Origin of the sequence: Metapseudomonas otitidis (assembly GCF_011397855.1) — a bacterium.
Lineage (GTDB): Bacteria > Pseudomonadota > Gammaproteobacteria > Pseudomonadales > Pseudomonadaceae > Metapseudomonas > Metapseudomonas otitidis.
This window is the reverse complement of the sequence record NZ_AP022642.1, coordinates 5,960,455-5,977,645: the sequence shown is the minus strand read 5'-3', so window position 1 is coordinate 5,977,645 and position 17,191 is coordinate 5,960,455. Positions and strand designations below refer to the sequence as shown.

Annotated in this window: 12 protein-coding genes; 7 read left to right on the top strand and 5 right to left on the bottom strand. The window is 67.4% G+C overall.

The annotated features are described in order from the left end of the window. Positions 1-13: 13 nt before the first annotated feature. Entirely contained in the window at positions 14-1,429 is a 1,416-nt protein-coding gene (locus tag PotMrB4_RS27570; RefSeq protein WP_044405753.1) for an acetyl-CoA carboxylase biotin carboxylase subunit, read from the bottom strand. A gap of 204 nt (positions 1,430-1,633) precedes the next feature. Between PotMrB4_RS27570 and PotMrB4_RS27565 the strand changes: the two genes are divergently transcribed. Then, positions 1,634-2,581 carry a LysR family transcriptional regulator gene (locus tag PotMrB4_RS27565; protein WP_107331003.1) on the top strand — a complete coding sequence of 316 codons (948 nt, stop codon included), beginning with the start codon at positions 1,634-1,636 and terminating at the stop codon, positions 2,579-2,581. Here PotMrB4_RS27565 and PotMrB4_RS27560 read toward each other — a convergent pair. Then, positions 2,523-2,747, bottom strand: a complete 225-nt coding sequence (locus PotMrB4_RS27560; RefSeq protein ID WP_082078215.1) for a PA3496 family putative envelope integrity protein — start codon at positions 2,745-2,747, stop codon at positions 2,523-2,525. The two genes, PotMrB4_RS27565 and PotMrB4_RS27560, sit on opposite strands and share 59 nt — an antisense overlap. 184 nt (positions 2,748-2,931) lie before the next feature. On the opposite strand from PotMrB4_RS27560, the gene PotMrB4_RS27555 reads away from it, so the two are divergent. The 3 genes from PotMrB4_RS27555 (at position 2,932) to PotMrB4_RS27545 (ending at position 6,934) form a co-directional block, all read left to right on the top strand. Continuing rightward, the gene (locus PotMrB4_RS27555; RefSeq protein WP_197939502.1) at positions 2,932-3,450 is read left to right on the top strand and encodes a sigma-70 family RNA polymerase sigma factor; all 519 of its coding nucleotides are present in this window, start codon (positions 2,932-2,934) and stop codon (positions 3,448-3,450) included. Further along, entirely contained in the window at positions 3,447-4,397 is a 951-nt protein-coding gene (locus tag PotMrB4_RS27550) for a FecR domain-containing protein (protein ID WP_172434982.1), read from the top strand. The genes PotMrB4_RS27555 and PotMrB4_RS27550 overlap by 4 nt, the downstream gene beginning before the upstream one ends. 95 nt (positions 4,398-4,492) lie before the next feature. After that, a complete protein-coding gene (locus tag PotMrB4_RS27545; RefSeq protein ID WP_172434981.1) occupies positions 4,493-6,934 on the top strand; it encodes a TonB-dependent siderophore receptor in 2,442 nt (813 codons plus the stop codon). A gap of 195 nt (positions 6,935-7,129) precedes the next feature. Here the strand turns inward: PotMrB4_RS27545 and hexR are convergent, their stop codons facing one another. Next, a complete protein-coding gene (gene hexR, locus PotMrB4_RS27535; protein WP_044405761.1) occupies positions 7,130-7,996 on the bottom strand; it encodes a transcriptional regulator HexR in 867 nt (288 codons plus the stop codon). A 174-nt stretch (positions 7,997-8,170) separates the two neighbouring features. Between hexR and zwf the strand changes: the two genes are divergently transcribed. Both zwf and trhP read left to right on the top strand, forming a co-directional pair. Beyond that, positions 8,171-9,592 (top strand): glucose-6-phosphate dehydrogenase, encoded by a 1,422-nt coding sequence (gene zwf, locus PotMrB4_RS27530; protein WP_222902168.1) that lies wholly within the window; start codon positions 8,171-8,173, stop codon positions 9,590-9,592. Between the two features lie 307 nt (positions 9,593-9,899). Beyond that, positions 9,900-11,243, top strand: coding sequence for a prephenate-dependent tRNA uridine(34) hydroxylase TrhP (gene trhP / locus PotMrB4_RS27525; RefSeq protein ID WP_044405765.1), 1,344 nt, complete (start codon positions 9,900-9,902; stop codon positions 11,241-11,243). Here the strand turns inward: trhP and PotMrB4_RS27520 are convergent. Beyond that, positions 11,227-14,112, bottom strand: coding sequence for an EAL domain-containing protein (locus PotMrB4_RS27520; RefSeq protein WP_172434979.1), 2,886 nt, complete (start codon positions 14,110-14,112; stop codon positions 11,227-11,229). The two genes, trhP and PotMrB4_RS27520, sit on opposite strands and share 17 nt — an antisense overlap. Positions 14,113-14,312: 200 nt before the next feature. Between PotMrB4_RS27520 and uvrD the strand changes: the two genes are divergently transcribed. Beyond that, positions 14,313-16,496 carry a DNA helicase II gene (gene uvrD / locus PotMrB4_RS27515; protein WP_172434978.1) on the top strand — a complete coding sequence of 728 codons (2,184 nt, stop codon included), beginning with the start codon at positions 14,313-14,315 and terminating at the stop codon, positions 16,494-16,496. Positions 16,497-16,509: 13 nt separating this feature from the next. Here the strand turns inward: uvrD and PotMrB4_RS27510 are convergent, their stop codons facing one another. Continuing rightward, positions 16,510-17,187 carry a serine protease family protein gene (locus PotMrB4_RS27510; RefSeq protein ID WP_172434977.1) on the bottom strand — a complete coding sequence of 226 codons (678 nt, stop codon included), beginning with the start codon at positions 17,185-17,187 and terminating at the stop codon, positions 16,510-16,512. Between the last annotated feature and the right edge of the window lie 4 nt (positions 17,188-17,191).

Below are 17,191 nucleotides of genomic sequence, written 5' to 3'. Positions count from 1 at the left end.
CTGAATCCTTCCCCTACAGGCCGGCGTGGGCAGCGATGGCGGTGGCGATGGCGATGGCCAGGTGCGACGGGTTGCGCTTGATGGAGTACTGGGTCAGTTCCGGGTGGGCTTCGACGAAGCTGGTGTTGAACTGGCCGCTGCGGAACTCGGGATCGCGGAGGATCTCCTGGTAGTAGGCGGCGGTGGTCTTGACCCCCTGCACGCGCATGTCGTCGAGGGCGCGCAGGCCGCGGTCGAGGGCTTCTTCCCAGGTCAGCGCCCAGACGATGAGCTTCAGGCACATCGAGTCGTAGTAGGGCGGGATGGTGTAGCCGGTGTAGATCGCCGTGTCGGTGCGCACACCGGGGCCGCCGGGGGCGTAGTAGCGGGTGATCTTGCCGAAGGAGGGGAGGAAGTTGTTCTTCGGGTCCTCGGCGTTGATGCGGAACTGCAGGGCGTAGCCCCGGTGGATGATGTCGTCCTGCTTGACCGACAGCTCCAGCCCGGAGGCGACGCGGATCTGCTCGCGGACGATGTCGATGCCGGTGATTTCCTCGGTGATGGTGTGCTCCACCTGGACCCGGGTGTTCATCTCCATGAAGTACACCTCGCCCTCGGCGAGCAGGAACTCCACGGTGCCGGCGTTCTCGTAGCCCACGGCCTTGGCCGCGCGCACGGCCAGGTCGCCGATGTAGGCGCGCTGCTCGGGGGTGAGCTGCGGGCTGGGGGCGATCTCGATGAGCTTCTGGTTGCGGCGCTGGATCGAGCAGTCACGCTCGAACAGGTGCACGGTGTTGCCGAAGGAGTCGGCCAGCACCTGGGCTTCGATGTGCTTCGGGTTGACGATGCACTTCTCCAGGAACACTTCCGCCGAGCCGAAGGCCTTGGTGGCCTCGGAGATCACCCGGGGGTAGGCCTGCTCCAGTTCCTCGCGGCTGTTGCAGCGGCGGATACCACGACCGCCGCCGCCGGAGGTGGCCTTGAGCATCACCGGGTAGCCGATGCGGTCGCCTTCGCGCAGGGCCTCGGCCAGGTCGGCGACGTTGCCCTCGGTGCCGGGGGTGACCGGTACGCCGGCCTTGATCATGCTGCGGCGCGCCTCGGTCTTGTCGCCCATGCGGCGGATGACCTCGGCGGACGGGCCGATGAACTTGATCCCGCGCTCGGCGCAGATCTCCGCCAGCTCGGCGTTCTCCGAGAGGAAGCCGTAGCCGGGGTGCAGGGCGTCGCAGCCGGTCTCCACGGCCAGGTTCACCAGCTTGCGCGGGTTCAGGTAACCGGCCAGCGGGTCTTCACCGATGCTGTGGGCCTCGTCAGCGCGCTTCACGTGCAGCGCATGGCGATCGGCCTCGGAGTAGATGGCCACCGAGCGGATGCCCATCTCGGCGCAGGCGCGCACGATGCGGACAGCGATCTCACCCCGGTTGGCGATGAGGATTTTCTTGATCACGAGTGTTCCCTCGACCAAGTGGGCAGGCGAACGGCGTAGGCCGGTCGGCGAGTGACCGAGCCAGGCTGGACGGTCGCGTATCTAACCTAAATCGAAGTTTGTGAATAACCAAAATCAATAATTATTGGGATATCCATTAGGAAGGCCTTATAGTCCGGCGCCGCACCCCCCGATTTATCGAGGTCCATGATGCGCAAGACCCTGCTGCGCATGACGTTGCGCCAGCTCCAGGTGTTCCGTGCCGTGTACGAGAGCCGCTCCTACAGCCGCGCGGCGGAGGAGATGGCGCTGACCCAGCCGGCGGTGAGCCTGCAGATCCGCCAGCTGGAAGAACTGGTGGGCCAGCCGCTGTTCGAATACGTGGGCAAGAAGCTCTACCAGACCGACGCCGCCGAGGCGCTGTACGTGGCCAGCGGCGACATCTTCCAGCGGCTGGAGAGCCTCGACATGCAGCTCTCCGACCTGCAGGGCTCGCTGCAGGGGCAGCTCAACCTGGCGGTGGAGTCCAGCGCCAAGTACTTCGTGCCGCACCTGTTCGCCGCCTTCCGCCAGCAGCACCCGGACGTCAGCCTGCACCTCACGGTGGTCAACCGCGCCCAGGCGATCAAGCGCCTGGCGGACAACCGCGACGACCTGGTGATCATGTCCCTGGTGCCCCAGGACATGGCCCTGGAATTCCTGCCGTTCCTGAACAACCCGATCATCGCCGTGGCCCCGCCGGACCACCCGCTGTGCCACGCCCGCAGCCTGACCCTCAAGGACCTGGAGCCCTTCCCGTTGCTGGTGCGCGAGGCCGGCTCCGGCACCCGCAAGGCCTGCGAGGAGTACTTCCAGCAGAAGCGCGCGCACTTCGCCCACACCCAGGAAGTCACCTCCCTGGATGCGTTGCGCGAGTGTGTGGTGGCGGGCCTGGGCATCGGCCTGCTGCCCCGTCATGCGGTCAGCCTGGAGCTGGCCACCGGGTTGCTTCGGGAACTGCCGGTGGAGGAACTGCCGCTCTACCGCAGCTGGTGCGTGGTGCATGCCAAGGGCAAGCGGCTGTCACCGGTTGCCCAGGCCTTCATCAGCTACATCCGCGAAGAACGCGCCCAGATCAGCACGCTTTCGCAGCGGTTCGACGGCGCTTTGCCGTTGTCGACAACAGGTAGTTGATGGCGATCAGGTCGGGATAATCGTCGATCTCGGCCTTCAGGCGCCGTTCCTCGGCGTGGGCCTCGATGGCGCGGCGGAAACGCATCCGGCGCTGATCTTCGAGCTTGCGGCGGGTCTTGCTGTCGAGGACGGGGGCGTCCGAACGCACGTCATGGGGATGAGTCATGTCGGGTCTCCAGGGGCTCCGTTGTCGGAGCCCCCAGCATTTGCGCAGCAGGTGACCGTTTGAAGACGTGCCGTTGAACATCCCGTGACGCCGATGGATGATTGCTCGCTGCTGGGGCTCTACATAGAATGAGACTTTTTCTCATTTGATGTCGGTCAGGCGTATGTCGCCAGGGAAGTCCTCCATGCCAGTCGCCCCCCACCAGAGCTGCTCCGGTGATCCGCTGCAGCAGCTTTACCGTGAACACCATGGCTGGCTGCTCAACTGGCTGCGCAAACGCCTGGGCAATGGTGCCGATGCTGCCGACCTGACCCAGGACAGCTTCCTTCGCCTGCTGGTGGCCCGACCGCAATCGATCGACGCCCCGCGAGCCTACCTGGCGACCGTGGCCAATCGCCTGCTGATCAACTTCTACCGGCGCAAGTCGCTGGAACGCGCCTACCTCGATGCCCTGGCGGAGTTGCCCGAGCCTGCGGTGCCGTCCGTGGAGCAGCAGGCGCTCCTGCTGGAGGCCTTGCAGGAGGTCGACCAGGTGCTTCAGCGGTTGTCTGCAAAAGCCCGTGAGGCCTTCCTGCTGTCCCAGCTCGAAGGTTGCACCCAGGAGGAAATCGCCCAGCGCCTGTGTGTGCATGTGCGCTCCGTGCAGCGCTATCTCGCCCAGGCGTATGAGGAGTGCATCGTGATTGCAGGGGATCTGTTGTGAGCGCAGGTCCCATCGAACGGAGGATTGCCCGGGAGGCGGCGCGCTGGTTCGTTCGCCTGCAGGCCGGGGCCAGCGAGGCGGTGCACGCCGAGTGCGCCCGCTGGCGAGCCAGCCATGAGGCGCACGAACGCGCCTGGCAGATTGCCGAACAGTTTCATCAGCGGCTACAAGGCATTCCGCCTGCCATTGCCGGTCAGGCCCTGGGACGGCCGGCGACAGCGGATCGCCGAGCATTGCTGAAGCTGCTGGCCCTGGCTGCCCTTGCCGCGCCCTGCGGGGTCATCGGCTATCGGGCAACGCCCTGGCGCAGCTGGGTGGCAGACGAGCGTACGGCAGTCGGCGAGCGACGCGAGATCCAACTGCCCGATGGCACCCAGGTCGTCCTCAACACCGCCAGTGCCCTTGATCTGGCGTTCGATGAGCAGCGACGCCTGCTGCGCCTGCACGCTGGTGAAATCCAGGTGTCCACCGCCGTGGACGCGTCTGGCCGACCGTTCTGGGTGCAGACCCGTGAGGGCCTGGTGCGACCGGTGGGGACGCGCTTCACCGTGCGACAACGCGAGGGGCTCACTCTGGTGGCAGTGCAGTCGGGCGCCGTCGAACTGAAGCCCGTCGGTGCCCCTTCGGCCACTCTGCTGGGGGCGGGCTACCAGAGTGAGTTCGACGATCTGCGGATGGGCGAGGTGAGGCCGTTGCAGCCCGGAACGGACGACTGGGTGCGTGGTGTGCTGCGGGCCGAAGGGCTCACCCTGGGGGCATTCATCGAGGAGCTGGGACGCTACCGACCCGGTGTGCTGCGCTGTGACCCTGCCGTTGCCGGGCTGCGCATCTCCGGTGCCTTCCAGTTGGCCGATACGGACCAGGTGCTGGAATCCCTGGCGCGTACCTTGCCTGTGGATATCCACTACCGGACCCGATACTGGGTGACGCTGGCTCCCCGTGCCTGAGGCGCTGCATACGCGCTAATGAGAATTGTTGTCGTGTTTTCGCGGTTGGCGTGTCCCTTCCTCGACACTGCCAACCACAACACGGGGACACCCTGATGCAGCCCGCCACTCTTTTCTCCCTCCACCCACTGGCCCAGCGGGTCCGCTGCCTGGCTCTCGTGCTGGCCACCAGCACGGCGGCCGTCGCCCTTCCGCTCAATGCTGCTGATGGGGTCCGTCACTTTGCCGTACCGGCCGGTTCCCTGGGGACGGCGCTGGTCGAGTTCGCCGTGCAGGCCGGAATCACACTGCCGATCGACCCGGCCCTGGTCCAGGAGCGTTCCAGCCCAGGCCTGAACGGTGACACCGGCATCGAAGCCGGGTTGGAGGCTTTGCTGCATGGCAGCGGTTTGCGTGCTGTTCGCGAGGGTGAGGGGCTCTATGGGTTGCAGCCGGTGGGCGACGAGGCCGGCCTGCAACTGGCGCCCACCACCGTCGCCAGCACCGCAACCGAGTCGGCCTATGGCCCCGTGGTCGGCTACATCGCCACGCGCAGCGCCACCGGAACCAAGACCGACGCGTCGTTGCTGGAGGTTCCGCAGAGCATCAACGTGGTCACCGCCGACCAGATGCAGGCCCAGGGCGCGCAGGACCTCACCCAGGCCCTGCGCTATACGCCGGGTATCGGGGTGAACGGTTTCACCGATCGCAACGTGATTGCCGACGAAATCACCAGTCGCGGATTCGCGCCGGCAGCGCTTTATCTGGATGGAGCCTACCTCCCGTATGCCGGCAGCCTGGGCGGAGCCCCGCAGATCGACCCCTACACGCTGGAGCGGGCCGAGGTCCTCAAGGGGCCGGCGTCCGTGCTCTATGGGCAGAACCAGCCGGGTGGCCTGGTCAACCTCGTGTCCAAGCGACCTACCGGTGAAACACGCAACCAGGTCAAGTTCGGCCTGGGCGACGACCATCGGGTCAATGGTGCGCTGGACACCCAGGGTGTACTGGATACCGAGCAGGACCTGGCCTACCGGCTGGTGGCCCTGGCGCGCAAGGGCAATGGCCAGGTCGATCACACCCGCAATGGCCGTCTGCTGCTGGCGCCGAGCTTCAGCTGGGCGGTGTCGGATGACACCGACCTGACCTTGCTGGCGCAGGTGCAGCGGGACGATGGCAAGGCGGACTACCAGGCCCTGCCCAGGATCGGCAGCCTGGTCCGGGGGCCGAATGGGCGGCGGATCGACCGCGACTTCTTCTCCGGAGACTCGAACTACAACGACTACCAGCGCGACCAGTACGTCCTCGGCTACGACTTCGAGCACCGTTTCGACGATGACCTGAAGTTCCGTTCCACCGCGCGCTACATCGATGTCCGTGACCGCTACAAGGGCTTCTACCTGCGGGGTTTCGTCGTCGACGGACTCGGCCAGACCGACTACACGCGGGTCAACCGCGTGAAGTTGGATTGGCGCCAGCACAACACCACCTACACCCTCGACAACAACCTGACCTACAGCTTCGACACCGGCCCCGTGCAGCACACCACGCTGGTGGGCGTGGACTACCGCGACTTCAACCGCAAGTACCAGGGCTACAACGCCTACAGCGTGCTGCCCATCGACCTGTACGGCCGCAACAACTACGACACCAGCAGCGTCACCCCGCAGTTGGATACCCGCTGGGACAACACGGTCCGCCAGACCGGTCTCTACCTGCAGGACCAACTGCGCCTGGGCAATTGGCTGCTGACTCTTGGCGGTCGCCAGGATTGGGCGGAGGTTGAGAACAAGGACCTGCTGGCGCGTACCGAGACGACGCAGCGAGATAACCGGTTCACCGCACGGGCCGGGCTGACCTACCTGACCGCATTCGGCCTGGCGCCTTACATCAGCTATTCCGAGTCCTTCATGCCCACCGTCGGGACGGGCGCGCCGGAGCGGGGTGGCAAGGCGTTCGAGCCCATCGAGGGCGTCCAGTACGAGGCGGGCGTGAAGTACCAGCCCCACGAGGAGCTGCTGCTGACCGCATCGGTCTTCGAGATCACCCAGAAGAACGTGCGGACCGGCGATGTCGACTATCCCCAGTACGAGATCCAGTCCGGGCAAATGCGCACGCGGGGTGCGGAGCTGGAGGCCAAGGCGCGCCTCGGGCGCTTCGATGTCCTGCTCTCCGGCAGCTACCTCGACGCTTTCTACACCCGCGACACCTACGGCAACGAAGGAAGCCGCAGCGAGGCCCAGGCGCCCGTATCCGCCGCTGCCTGGGTGGATTACCACCTGGTCGGGCTGCCCGGTGTCACCTGGGGAGCAGGTGCCCGTTACACCGGACGCAAGCCCGGCGACGCGGCCAACAGCTTCAGCACCCCCGCCTATGTCGTCTACGACACCACCCTGCGCTACCAGCTGGGGGAACTGTCGGCTGACCTCAAGGGCCTGCAGGCCAGCCTGAACGTGCAGAACCTCTTCGACCGCGACTATGTGTCGGACTGCAACTATGCCTTCGGCTGCTACTACGGCCAGGAGCGCACGGCGAGCCTTGAAGTCACCTACGACTGGTAAGCCGTACTGCCGCTAGAACAGGGCGTCCAGCAGTCCATGCTGGCCGCCCGGTGGCCTCGGTGCATGTGGTGGCGCCCACCAGTCGCTGGACCCAGGAGGAAGCCGAGCGCCGCCTGGCGCCGGCGGTGATCGAGTGCGCGCGGGCCATCCGCACCTCGATCCGCACGCTCTAGCCGGTCGCTTTCAGCGGGCGGCTCAGTCCTCGGCGTTCTTGATCGACTTCGGCGATAGACGCAGGCTGCGCAGGCTGCGCTTCACGCTCTTGAGGTGGTTGACCAGGCTCGGGCCACGGGCCATGGCCACGCCCATGGCCAGTACGTCGATCACCACCAGGTGGGCGATGCGCGAGGTCAGCGGGGTGTAGATCTCGGTGTCTTCCTGCACGTCGATGGCCAGGTTGACGGTGGCCAGGTCCGCCAGGGGGGTCTGGCTGGGGCACAGGGTGATCAGCGTGGCGCCGGTCTCGCGGACCAGGTTGGCGGTGATCAGCAGGTCCTTGGAGCGGCCCGACTGGGAGATGCAGATGGCCACGTCGGTGGGCTTGAGGGTCACCGCCGACATCGCCTGCATGTGCGGGTCGGAATAGGCCGCGGCGGTCAGCAGCAGGCGGAAGAACTTGTGCTGGGCATCGGCCGCCACCGCACCGGAGGCACCGAAGCCGTAGAACTCCACGCGCTGGGCCTGGGCGCAGGCGGCGATGGCGGCCTGCAGGGCCTGCGGGTCGAGCTTCTCGCGCACGTCCATCAGGGTGTGCAGGGTGGTGTCGAAGATCTTCAGGCTGAAGTCCGCCACCGAGTCGTTCTCGTGGATGGCGAACTGGCCGAAGCTGGCGCCCGCCGCCAGGCTCTGCGCCAGCTTCAGCTTGAGGTCCTGGAAGCCGCCACACCCGATGGCACGGCAGAAGCGCACGATGGTGGGCTCGCTGACCCCGACGCTCTGCGCCAGGTCGGCCATGGAGCTGTGCATGACGGCGGCGGGGTCGAGCAGGACGTGATCGGCGACTTTCAATTCCGACTTGCGCAGCAGATGGCGCGATTGGGCGATATGTTGCAGCAGATTCACTGGGCAGGCTCTTCGAAGTGGGGAAGTACGCCGCAGGTCGCGATCTATTCGGCCGGGCAACTCGGTTATGATCGGCGACGGTCAGGCTGTAGTGACCGTGTAGTTATACTACACGACCCGCTTCCCCGCCCAGGCAAACCACGCAGGAGTGCACACGTGACCCAGCCTTGCGACATGTTGGTCTTTGGCGGCACCGGCGATCTGGCGCTTCACAAGCTGCTGCCGGCGCTCTATCACCTGCATCGCGACGGCCGGCTGCATCCGCAGCTGCGCATCCTCGCCATTGCCCGCAATCCCCTGGACATCGACCGCTACCGCGCCCTGGCCGAGCGTCATTGCCGCGCCCAGGTGGCCCGTGCCGAGTTCACCGAGCAGGCCTGGGCCGGGTTCGCCGAGCGGCTGGACTACTTCGCCATGGACGTGTCCCAGAGCGCCGACTTCGGCCGCCTGGCGCGCCACCTCGGCCCGCTGGAGGGGCGCACCCGCGTCCACTACCTGGCCATCGCCCCGCGCCTGTTCGAGGACATCGCCCGGCACCTGCAGATCGCCGGGCTCGGCGGGCCGGACGACCGCATCGTGCTGGAGAAGCCCATCGGCCATTCCCTGGAGTCGGCCCGGGCGATCAACGCCGCCATCGGCAAGGTGTTCAGCGAATCCCAGGTGTTCCGCATCGACCACTACCTGGGCAAGGAGACGGTGCAGAACCTCATGGCGCTGCGCTTCGCCAATGCCCTGTTCGAGCCGATCTGGCGCGCCGGCCACATCGACCACGTGCAGATCAGCGTGTGCGAGACCCTGGGTGTGGAGAACCGTGGCAGCTACTACGACCAGGCCGGCGCCATGCGCGACATGGTGCAGAACCACCTGCTGCAGCTGCTCTGCCTGGTGGCCATGGAGGCGCCGGTGCGTTTCGACGCCGAGGCGGTGCGCAACGAGAAGGTGAAGATCCTCGAAGCGCTCAAGCCCATCTCCGGGCTCGACGTGCAGGACAAGACCGTGCGCGGCCAGTACAGCGCCGGCAAGATCGGCGGCCAGGAAGTGCCGGCCTACTACTTCGAGAAGAACGTCGACAACGACAGCGACACCGAGACCTTCGTCGCCCTGCAGGTGGAGATCGACAACTGGCGCTGGGCCGGCGTGCCCTTCTACCTGCGCACCGGCAAGCGCCTGGCGCGCAAGTACTCGGAGATCGTCATCCAGTTCAAGCCGGTGCCCCACCGCCTGTTCAACGGCGGCGAGGCCAACCGCCTGCTGATCCGCCTGCAGCCGGAGGAGCGCATCAGCCTGCAACTCATGGCCAAGAACCCCGGCAAGGGCATGCGCCTGGAACCGGTGGAGCTGGACCTGAACCTGGCCCAGGCCTTCAGCCAGCGGCGCTGGGATGCCTACGAGCGGTTGCTGCTGGACGTGATCGAGGGTGACTCGACGCTGTTCATGCGCCGCGACGAGGTGGAGGCCGCCTGGCGCTGGGTCGACCCGATCCTCGAAGGCTGGCACGAGCACTACCAGAGCCCCCGCAGCTACCCCGCCGGCTCCAGCGGCCCGGAGCAGGCCCACAGCCTGCTGGAGCTGCAGGGGCGGGCCTGGAACGACTGAGCCCCATTCTTTCGCGAATGAATTCGCTTCCACAAAAAAGCCAGACCGCTGCCTAGGCTGGACGTCACCGGCTGGGCTCGGCCCGGCTCCGCTGATGGACCGCTAAAGGGGGCCGCAGCGCCAACGATGGGCTTCGCACGGCTCAGCCCATCCTACGAATGGGGCGGGCCCGTAGGATGCGGTGAGCTCGGCGAACCGCATCGATCGGTCACGGCGTCGTGGGCGTGCAGCGGCATTGCTCCAGCGCAATACCCGTGGCTGGGGGCTTGCCTAGAATGCGCGATTTTTCGCGTCACGAGCACCGCCCATGTCCCGCCTTCCCGCCCCCGAACTGCTGTGCCCCGCCGGCACCCTCAAGTCCATGCGCCACGCCTTTGCCTACGGCGCCGATGCCGTCTACGCCGGGCAGCCGCGCTACAGCCTGCGGGTGCGCAACAACGAGTTCGACCACGCCAACCTGGCGCTGGGCATCGCCGAGGCCCATGCCGCCGGCAAGCGCTTCTACGTGGTGGTCAACATCGCCCCGCACAACGCCAAGCTGAAGACCTTCCTCAAGGACCTGGAGCCGGTGGTGGCCATGGGGCCGGATGCGCTGATCATGTCCGACCCCGGGCTGATCATGCTGGTGCGCGAGCACTTCCCGGCCATGCCCATCCACCTGTCGGTGCAGGCCAACGCGGTGAACTGGGCCAGCGTCGAGTTCTGGCACCGCCAGGGGCTGGAGCGGGTGATCCTCTCCCGCGAGCTGTCCCTGGAGGAGATCGGCGAGATCCGCCAGGCCGTGCCCGGCATCGAGCTGGAGGTGTTCGTCCACGGCGCCCTGTGCATGGCCTATTCCGGGCGCTGCCTGCTCTCCGGCTACATCAACCACCGCGACCCCAACCAGGGCACCTGCACCAACGCCTGCCGCTGGCAGTACAAGGCCGGTGAAGCGCGGGAAGACACCCTCGGCGACATCGTCCACGCCTGCCAGCCGGCGCCGACCCTGGGCGAGGGGCCGAGCACCGAGCGGGTCTTCCTGCTGGAGGACGAGACCCGCCCCGGCGATTTCATGCCCGCCTTCGAGGACGAGCACGGCACCTACATCATGAATTCCAAGGACCTGCGCGCCGTGCAGCACGTGGAGCGCCTGGTGGCCATGGGGGTGCATTCGCTGAAGATCGAGGGGCGCACCAAGTCGCACTTCTATGTGGCCCGCACGGCCCAGGCCTACCGCCAGGCCATCGACGACGCCGTGGCCGGCCGGCCCTTCGAGCCGCGCCTGCTGGAGCGCCTGGAGTCACTGGCCAACCGGGGCTACACCGAGGGCTTTCTGCGCCGGCACACCCACGACCACTACCAGAACTACGCCTTCGGCAGCTCGCGGCCGTCGCGCCAGCAGTTCGTCGGCGAGCTGACCGGCGTGCGCCGGGGCGAACTGGCCGAGGTGGTGGTGAAGAACCGCTTCGAGGTGGGCGACCGCCTGGAGCTGATGACCCCCGCCGGCAACCTCGGCTTCATCCTCCATGGGCTGCAGGCCGGCGACGGCAGCCGCCGCGAAGTGGCGCCGGGGGACGGCCACGTCCTCTACATTCCGCTGCCTGCCGACCTCGACCTGGAGCACGGGCTGCTGCTGCGCGACCTGCCGGAGCCGGTCAGCGCCACAGCGTAGCGCTCTGTTCGCGGAGCAGCGCGGTGAAGGCCGAGGCCTCCACCGGCGGGCTCAGCAGGTAGCCCTGGATCTCGTCGCAGCCCTGCTCCTTGAGGAAGTCCAGCTGCTCGGTGGTCTCCACGCCCTCGGCCACCACCTTCAGTTCCAGGCCGTGGGCCATGGCGATGATGGCGCGGGTGATGGCGGCATCCTCGCCGCCCAGCGACAGGTCGCGGATGAAGGTCTGGTCGATCTTCACGTAGTGCACCGGGAAGCGCTTGAGGTAGCTCAGGGACGAGTAGCCGGTGCCGAAATCGTCGATGGCCAGCTTCACCCCCAGCTCGCGCAGCTGGTGGAAGGTGGCGATGACGTGCTCGACGTTCTCCAGCAGGTGGCTCTCGGTCAGCTCCAGTTCCAGCAGGCGCGGCGGCAGGCCGGTTTCCGCCAGCACCTGGCGCACCAGGGCCACCAGGTTGCCCTGGCGAAGTTGGTGGCCGGAGAGGTTCACCGAGACGCGGATGTCCGCCACGCCCTGGCGCTGCCAGTCGCGGGCCTGCAGGCAGGCCTGGCGCAGGACGAACTCGCCGATGGGGGCGATCAGCCCGGTTTCCTCGGCCAGGCCGATGAAGTCCCCCGGTGGGACCAGCCCCATCTGCGGGTGGCGCCAGCGCACCAGGGCCTCGGCGGCGTTGAGGCTGTCGTCGGCCAGGCACAGCTTGGGCTGGTAGAAGACCTCCAGCTGACCCTCGTCGATGGCCTTGCGCAGCTGGGTCTCCAATTGCAGGCGCTCCAGGGTGCAGGCTTGCAGGTTGTCGGTGAAGAACTGGAAGGTGTTCCCGCCCAGGTGCTTGGCGTGCTGCATGGCCATGTTGGCCTGGCTGACCAGGGTGGTGATCTCCCGCGCGTTGTCCGGCAGCAGGCTGATGCCCAGGGAGGCGCTGACCACCAGTTCCTCCCCGCCCACCGTCATCGGCGTGCGCAGCTTGGCCAGCAGGCGGCTGGCGGTGCGCGCGAGGCTGGAGAGGCTGCCGTAGCGGTCGAGGATCAGCGCGAACTCGTCGCCGGACAGCCGCGCGATGGTGTCCGCCTCTGGCGCGGCCTGGGCCAGGCGCCGGCCCATCTGCCGCAGCAGCTGGTCGGCCAGTTCGTGGCCGAGGCTGTCGTTGAGCACCTTGAAGCGGTCCAGGTCGATGTGCAGCAGCGCCAGGCCGTGGCCGTGCTCGCGGGCCCGCTCGCTGGCCTGGTGCAGGCGGTCGCGGAACAGCGTGCGGTTGGCCAGGCCGGTGAGGTCGTCGTAGTGGGAAAGGTAGCGCAGGCGCTCCTCGGCCTCGCGCCGGGCCGAGAGGTCGGAGAAGAAGCCGACGATGTGGCTGGCCTGGCCGCGTGAGTCGCGCACCACGTTGAGCTGCAGCCACTGCGGGTAGAGCTCGCCGTTCTTGCGGGTGTCCACCAGCTCGCCCTGCCAGCAGCCGTCGTGCTCCAGCTGCTGGTGGATCAGGTGGTACTGGCGGCGGCTCTCGCGGGTGCCGCTGATTTCCGCCACGGCGCGGCCGAGCACTTCCTCGGCGCGGTAGCCGGTGACCTGGGTGAAGGCCTGGTTGACCGCCAGCAGGCGGTAGTCCGGGTCGAGGATGACGATGCCTTCGCTGGCGGCCTCGAACACCGTGGCGGCGAGGCGCTGCTGCTCCTCGGCCTGGCGCCGGGCGGTGACGTCGCGGCGGGTGCCGACCATGCGCAGCACGCGCCCGCGCGCGTCGCGCTCCACGGCGCGGCCGCGGTCTTCCACCCAGATCCAGCGGCCGTCGCGGTGGCGCACGCGGTAGTCCACCGCGTAGTCCTCGCTGCGGCCCTTGAGGTGGTCCACCAGGGCACGGCGCAGCAGCGGCACGTCATCGGGGTGCAGGCAGGGGCGCAGGTCGCTGAGCACCCGGGACACCTCGTCGCTCTCCAGGCCGAAGATGGCCTTGAGCTGGGTGTGGTGCACCTCGTCCGTTTCCAGGTTCCAGTCCCACAGGCCCAGCTCGCTGGCCTCCAGGGCCAGGGCCAGGCGCGCCTCGCTCTTGGCCAGGGCGTGGGTGGCGTCGGCCAGTTCCAGGGTGCGCTGGGCGACGCGGATCTCCAGTTCGTCGTGGGTACCGCGCAGCTCCCGCTCGGCACGGCGGCGTTGTTCCACTTCGCGGGCCAGTTCGGCGTTGAGCCCTTCGGCGCGGCTCTTGGCGTGCTCCAGGTTGTCGATCAGGGCCTGGTTCTGCAGGCGCTGCAGCAGGCTGTTGCGCACCAGGCGGTTGACCTGCAGCGCCACCACCATCAGCGCCGCCAGCAGGGTCAGGCTCAGCAGGCCCCAGCCGCGCAGCATCGGGTGGCCGCTGGCGAGCAGCCAGCTGACCGTGGGCAGCAGGCAGGGCAGGGCGAAGGCGAGGAAGGCCGGCAGGCTGACGGCATAGGCGACGCTGGCGGAGAGGATGGCGGCGGCGACGAGCCCGTAGACCAGCGCCTGCTGCAGGAAGGCGTCCGCCGGCACCAGGAAGACCACCGGGAAGGCCAGGGTCAGCCCCGAGGCGCCGGCGCCGAGCAGGAAGGTGCGGTGCCAGTGCGGCTGGGCCTGGCGCGAGGGCAGGGCGCGGTTGAAGGCGGCGACCTGGGTGAGCCGCAGCACGGCCAGCAGGACCAGCCAGATCAGCCAGCCGGAGAGCAGGGCCGCCAGTTCGGAACGCCACAGCAGGCAGGCACAAGCCAGCCCGTTGAGCAGCATGAACAGGGTCGGGACCCGGGAGCCCTGGTAGAGCAGGCGCGTGCGCTCGATCGCCAGATCGGCGGCGAACGGGGGGCGCAGCGGCGCGGAATCGTCGTCGGCAAACGCAAGGGAAGCCTGGTTGGGAGTCGCGGTCATAGGCGATGTTCTTGTAATGGTTGCCTAGGCGTCGGCGGAGCTTACCCGAGCCTGCGGAGTCGCCAAAGGGTTATGTGATGCCTTTCTCCCTTGCGCCTCCCAACTTTTGGCGGGCGCTCTGGCACGCAGGCTGCGTGCCGTCTGGCCGACCGCCCGGTCATCGGTTTGCCCTGCCTGGGCCGCCCCCCTAGAATGCCGCGATGCAAAACGACCCCGAACTCCTCATCGCGTCCCTCAACGATGCCCAGGTGCAGGCTGTGGCCGCTCCGCTGGGCCGCCAGCTGGTGCTGGCCGGCGCCGGCTCCGGCAAGACCCGCGTGCTGGTGCATCGCATCGCCTGGCTGATCCTCACCGAGGGCGCCTCGCCTCATTCCATCCTCTCGGTGACCTTCACCAACAAGGCTGCCGCCGAGATGCGCCACCGCATCGAGCAGCTGCTGGGCATCAACCCGGCCGGCATGTGGGTGGGCACCTTCCACGGCCTGGCGCACCGCCTGTTGCGCGCGCACTGGCAGGAGGCCGGGCTGGCGGAGAACTTCCAGATCCTCGATGGCGACGACCAGCAGCGGCTGATCAAGCGGGTGATCCGCGACCTCGGGCTGGACGAGCAGCGCTGGCCGGCGCGCCAGGCGCAGTGGTTCATCAACGGGCAGAAGGACGAGGGCCTGCGCCCGCAGCACATCCAGGCCGGCGGCGACCTGTTCCTCGCCACCATGCTGAAGATCTACGAGGCCTACGAGGCCGCCTGCGCGCGCACCGGGGTCATCGACTTCTCCGAGCTGCTGCTGCGCGCCCTCGACCTCTGGCGCGACAAGCCGAGCCTGCTGGCGCACTACCAGCGGCGCTTCCGCCACCTGCTGGTGGACGAGTTCCAGGACACCAACGCCGTGCAGTACGCCTGGCTGCGCCTGCTCGCCCAGGGTGGCGAGAGCCTGATGGTGGTGGGCGACGATGACCAGTCCATCTACGGCTGGCGCGGCGCGCGGATCGAGAACATCCAGCAGTTCGCCAGCGACTTCCCGGATGTGCAGACCATCCGCCTGGAGCAGAACTACCGCTCCACCGCGGCCATCCTCAAGGCCGCCAACGCCCTGATCGCCAACAACAACGGCCGCCTGGGCAAGGAACTCTGGACCGACGGTCCGGACGGCGAGCCGCTGGGCCTCTATGCCGCCTACAACGAGCACGACGAAGCCCGCTACGTGGTGGAAAGCATCGAGAGCGCGCTGAAGGACGGCATGGCGCGCAGCGAGATCGCCATCCTCTACCGCTCCAACGCCCAGTCGCGGGTGCTGGAAGAGGCGCTGCTGCGGGAGAAGATCCCCTACCGCATCTACGGCGGCCAGCGCTTCTTCGAGCGCGCCGAGATCAAGAACGCCATGGCCTACCTGCGCCTGCTGGACGGCCGTGGCAACGACGCTGCGCTGGAGCGGGTGATCAACGTGCCGCCGCGCGGCATCGGCGAGAAGACCGTGGAGAGCATCCGCGAGTTCGCCCGCGCCCAGGACGTGTCCATGTGGGAGGCGATCCGCCTGCTGCTGGCCAACAAGGGCTTGTCGGGGCGCGCGGCGTCGGCCCTGGCGGTGTTCGTCGAACTGGTGGAGAACCTTGCCGCCAAGGTCCTGGAGATGCCGTTGCACCTGATGACTCAGACCGTCATCGAGCAGACCGGGCTGATCACCTACCACAAGGAAGAAAAAGGCGAGAAAGGCCAGGCCCGGGTGGAGAACCTGGAGGAACTGGTCAGTGCCGCCCGTGCCTTCGAGAACAGCGAGGAGGACGAGGAGCTGACGCCGCTGCAGGCCTTCCTTAGCCACGCGTCCCTGGAAGCCGGCGAAGCCCAGGCCGATGCCTTCGAGGACAGCGTCCAGCTGATGACCCTGCACAGCGCCAAGGGCCTGGAGTTCCCCCTGGTGTTCCTGGTGGGCATGGAAGAGGGCCTGTTCCCCCACAAGATGAGCATGGAGGAACCCGGCCGCCTGGAAGAGGAACGCCGCCTGGCCTACGTCGGCGTCACCCGCGCCATGCAGCGCCTGGTGCTGACCTACGCCGAGACCCGGCGCCTGTACGGCAGCGAGACCTACAACAAGGTCTCGCGCTTCGTCCGCGAGATTCCCGCCTCGCTGGTGCGCGAAGTGCGCCTGGGCAATACCGTCAGCCGCCCGATGGCCGGCAGCGCCACGCGCACGCCGTCGATGTTCAGCGGTGCCGAAGTGCCGGAGACCGGCTTCACCCTCGGCCAGCGTGTGCAGCACGCGCTGTTCGGCGAGGGCACCATCCTCAACTTCGAAGGCGCCGGCGCCCAGGCGCGGGTGCAGGTGAAGTTCGAGAGCGAAGGCAGCAAGTGGCTGATGCTGGCCTACGCGAAGTTGCAGCCGCTCTGAGGCGGCTCTGTCCTCAGGGGATTTGTAGTGCGCTGCCGGGGGCGGGGGTGTTCAGCGTGAAAAGCTGGACGCCCGATCCCTGGCGATTCTTGCTGAACAGCTGCCATTCACGCGCAAGGATGTCGTAGGGCACGTACAGGCTGAGGCGCTCGCTGCTGGCCAGCTCAGGCAGTTGTGGCCCGAAAGCCTTGAACATACCGACCGTCATGCCCACTGCGGCGCCATCTGCACCGTACACCGGGCCTCCCGACATGCCTTGGCTGATCGGTGCGTCACTCACCGCATAGGCGGTGGTATCGCCACCACCCGGGCGGATGTGGGAGCGTTTGGCGGTTCCTGTTCCCTCCACCAGAACCAACAGAGGGCTCACACCTGCTGTGCGGACTGACTCGCCTGGTACAGCCGCTCTCCAGTGAGGTATCGGGCCTGTGGCCTCGTGATGGATGAAAACCAGATCGCAGCCCGTGCTGCAGCGGTGCACCACGTTGGGGAGCCATGGGATGTGTCCAACGCTGACGGCGTAATGCTCGTTCCACTGCACGGCGCTACCGAGGAACAGGTAGGGCATGGGAAATCCGGAGCTGACCCGCATCAGCCCTTCGGCCTTCGAATCCGGAGGGAGGGGAGTCAACGTGCCGTTGCAGCCAGCCATCAACAGTACGGATAACAGTGCAACCACACGAGCGGACATGACT

What these genes read in the sequence shown, in the direction of transcription:
- PotMrB4_RS27560 (WP_082078215.1), bottom strand. Translation starts at nt 2,747, where the DNA reads ATGACTCATCCCCATGACGTGCGTTCGGACGCCCCCGTCCTCGACAGC.
- PotMrB4_RS27555 (WP_197939502.1), top strand. Translation starts at nt 2,932, where the DNA reads ATGCCAGTCGCCCCCCACCAGAGCTGCTCCGGTGATCCGCTGCAGCAG.
- PotMrB4_RS27545 (WP_172434981.1), top strand. Translation starts at nt 4,493, where the DNA reads ATGCAGCCCGCCACTCTTTTCTCCCTCCACCCACTGGCCCAGCGGGTC.
- zwf (WP_222902168.1), top strand. Translation starts at nt 8,171, where the DNA reads ATGTTGGTCTTTGGCGGCACCGGCGATCTGGCGCTTCACAAGCTGCTG.
- trhP (WP_044405765.1), top strand. Translation starts at nt 9,900, where the DNA reads ATGTCCCGCCTTCCCGCCCCCGAACTGCTGTGCCCCGCCGGCACCCTC.
- PotMrB4_RS27520 (WP_172434979.1), bottom strand. Translation starts at nt 14,112, where the DNA reads ATGACCGCGACTCCCAACCAGGCTTCCCTTGCGTTTGCCGACGACGAT.
- uvrD (WP_172434978.1), top strand. Translation starts at nt 14,313, where the DNA reads ATGCAAAACGACCCCGAACTCCTCATCGCGTCCCTCAACGATGCCCAG.
- PotMrB4_RS27510 (WP_172434977.1), bottom strand. Translation starts at nt 17,187, where the DNA reads ATGTCCGCTCGTGTGGTTGCACTGTTATCCGTACTGTTGATGGCTGGC.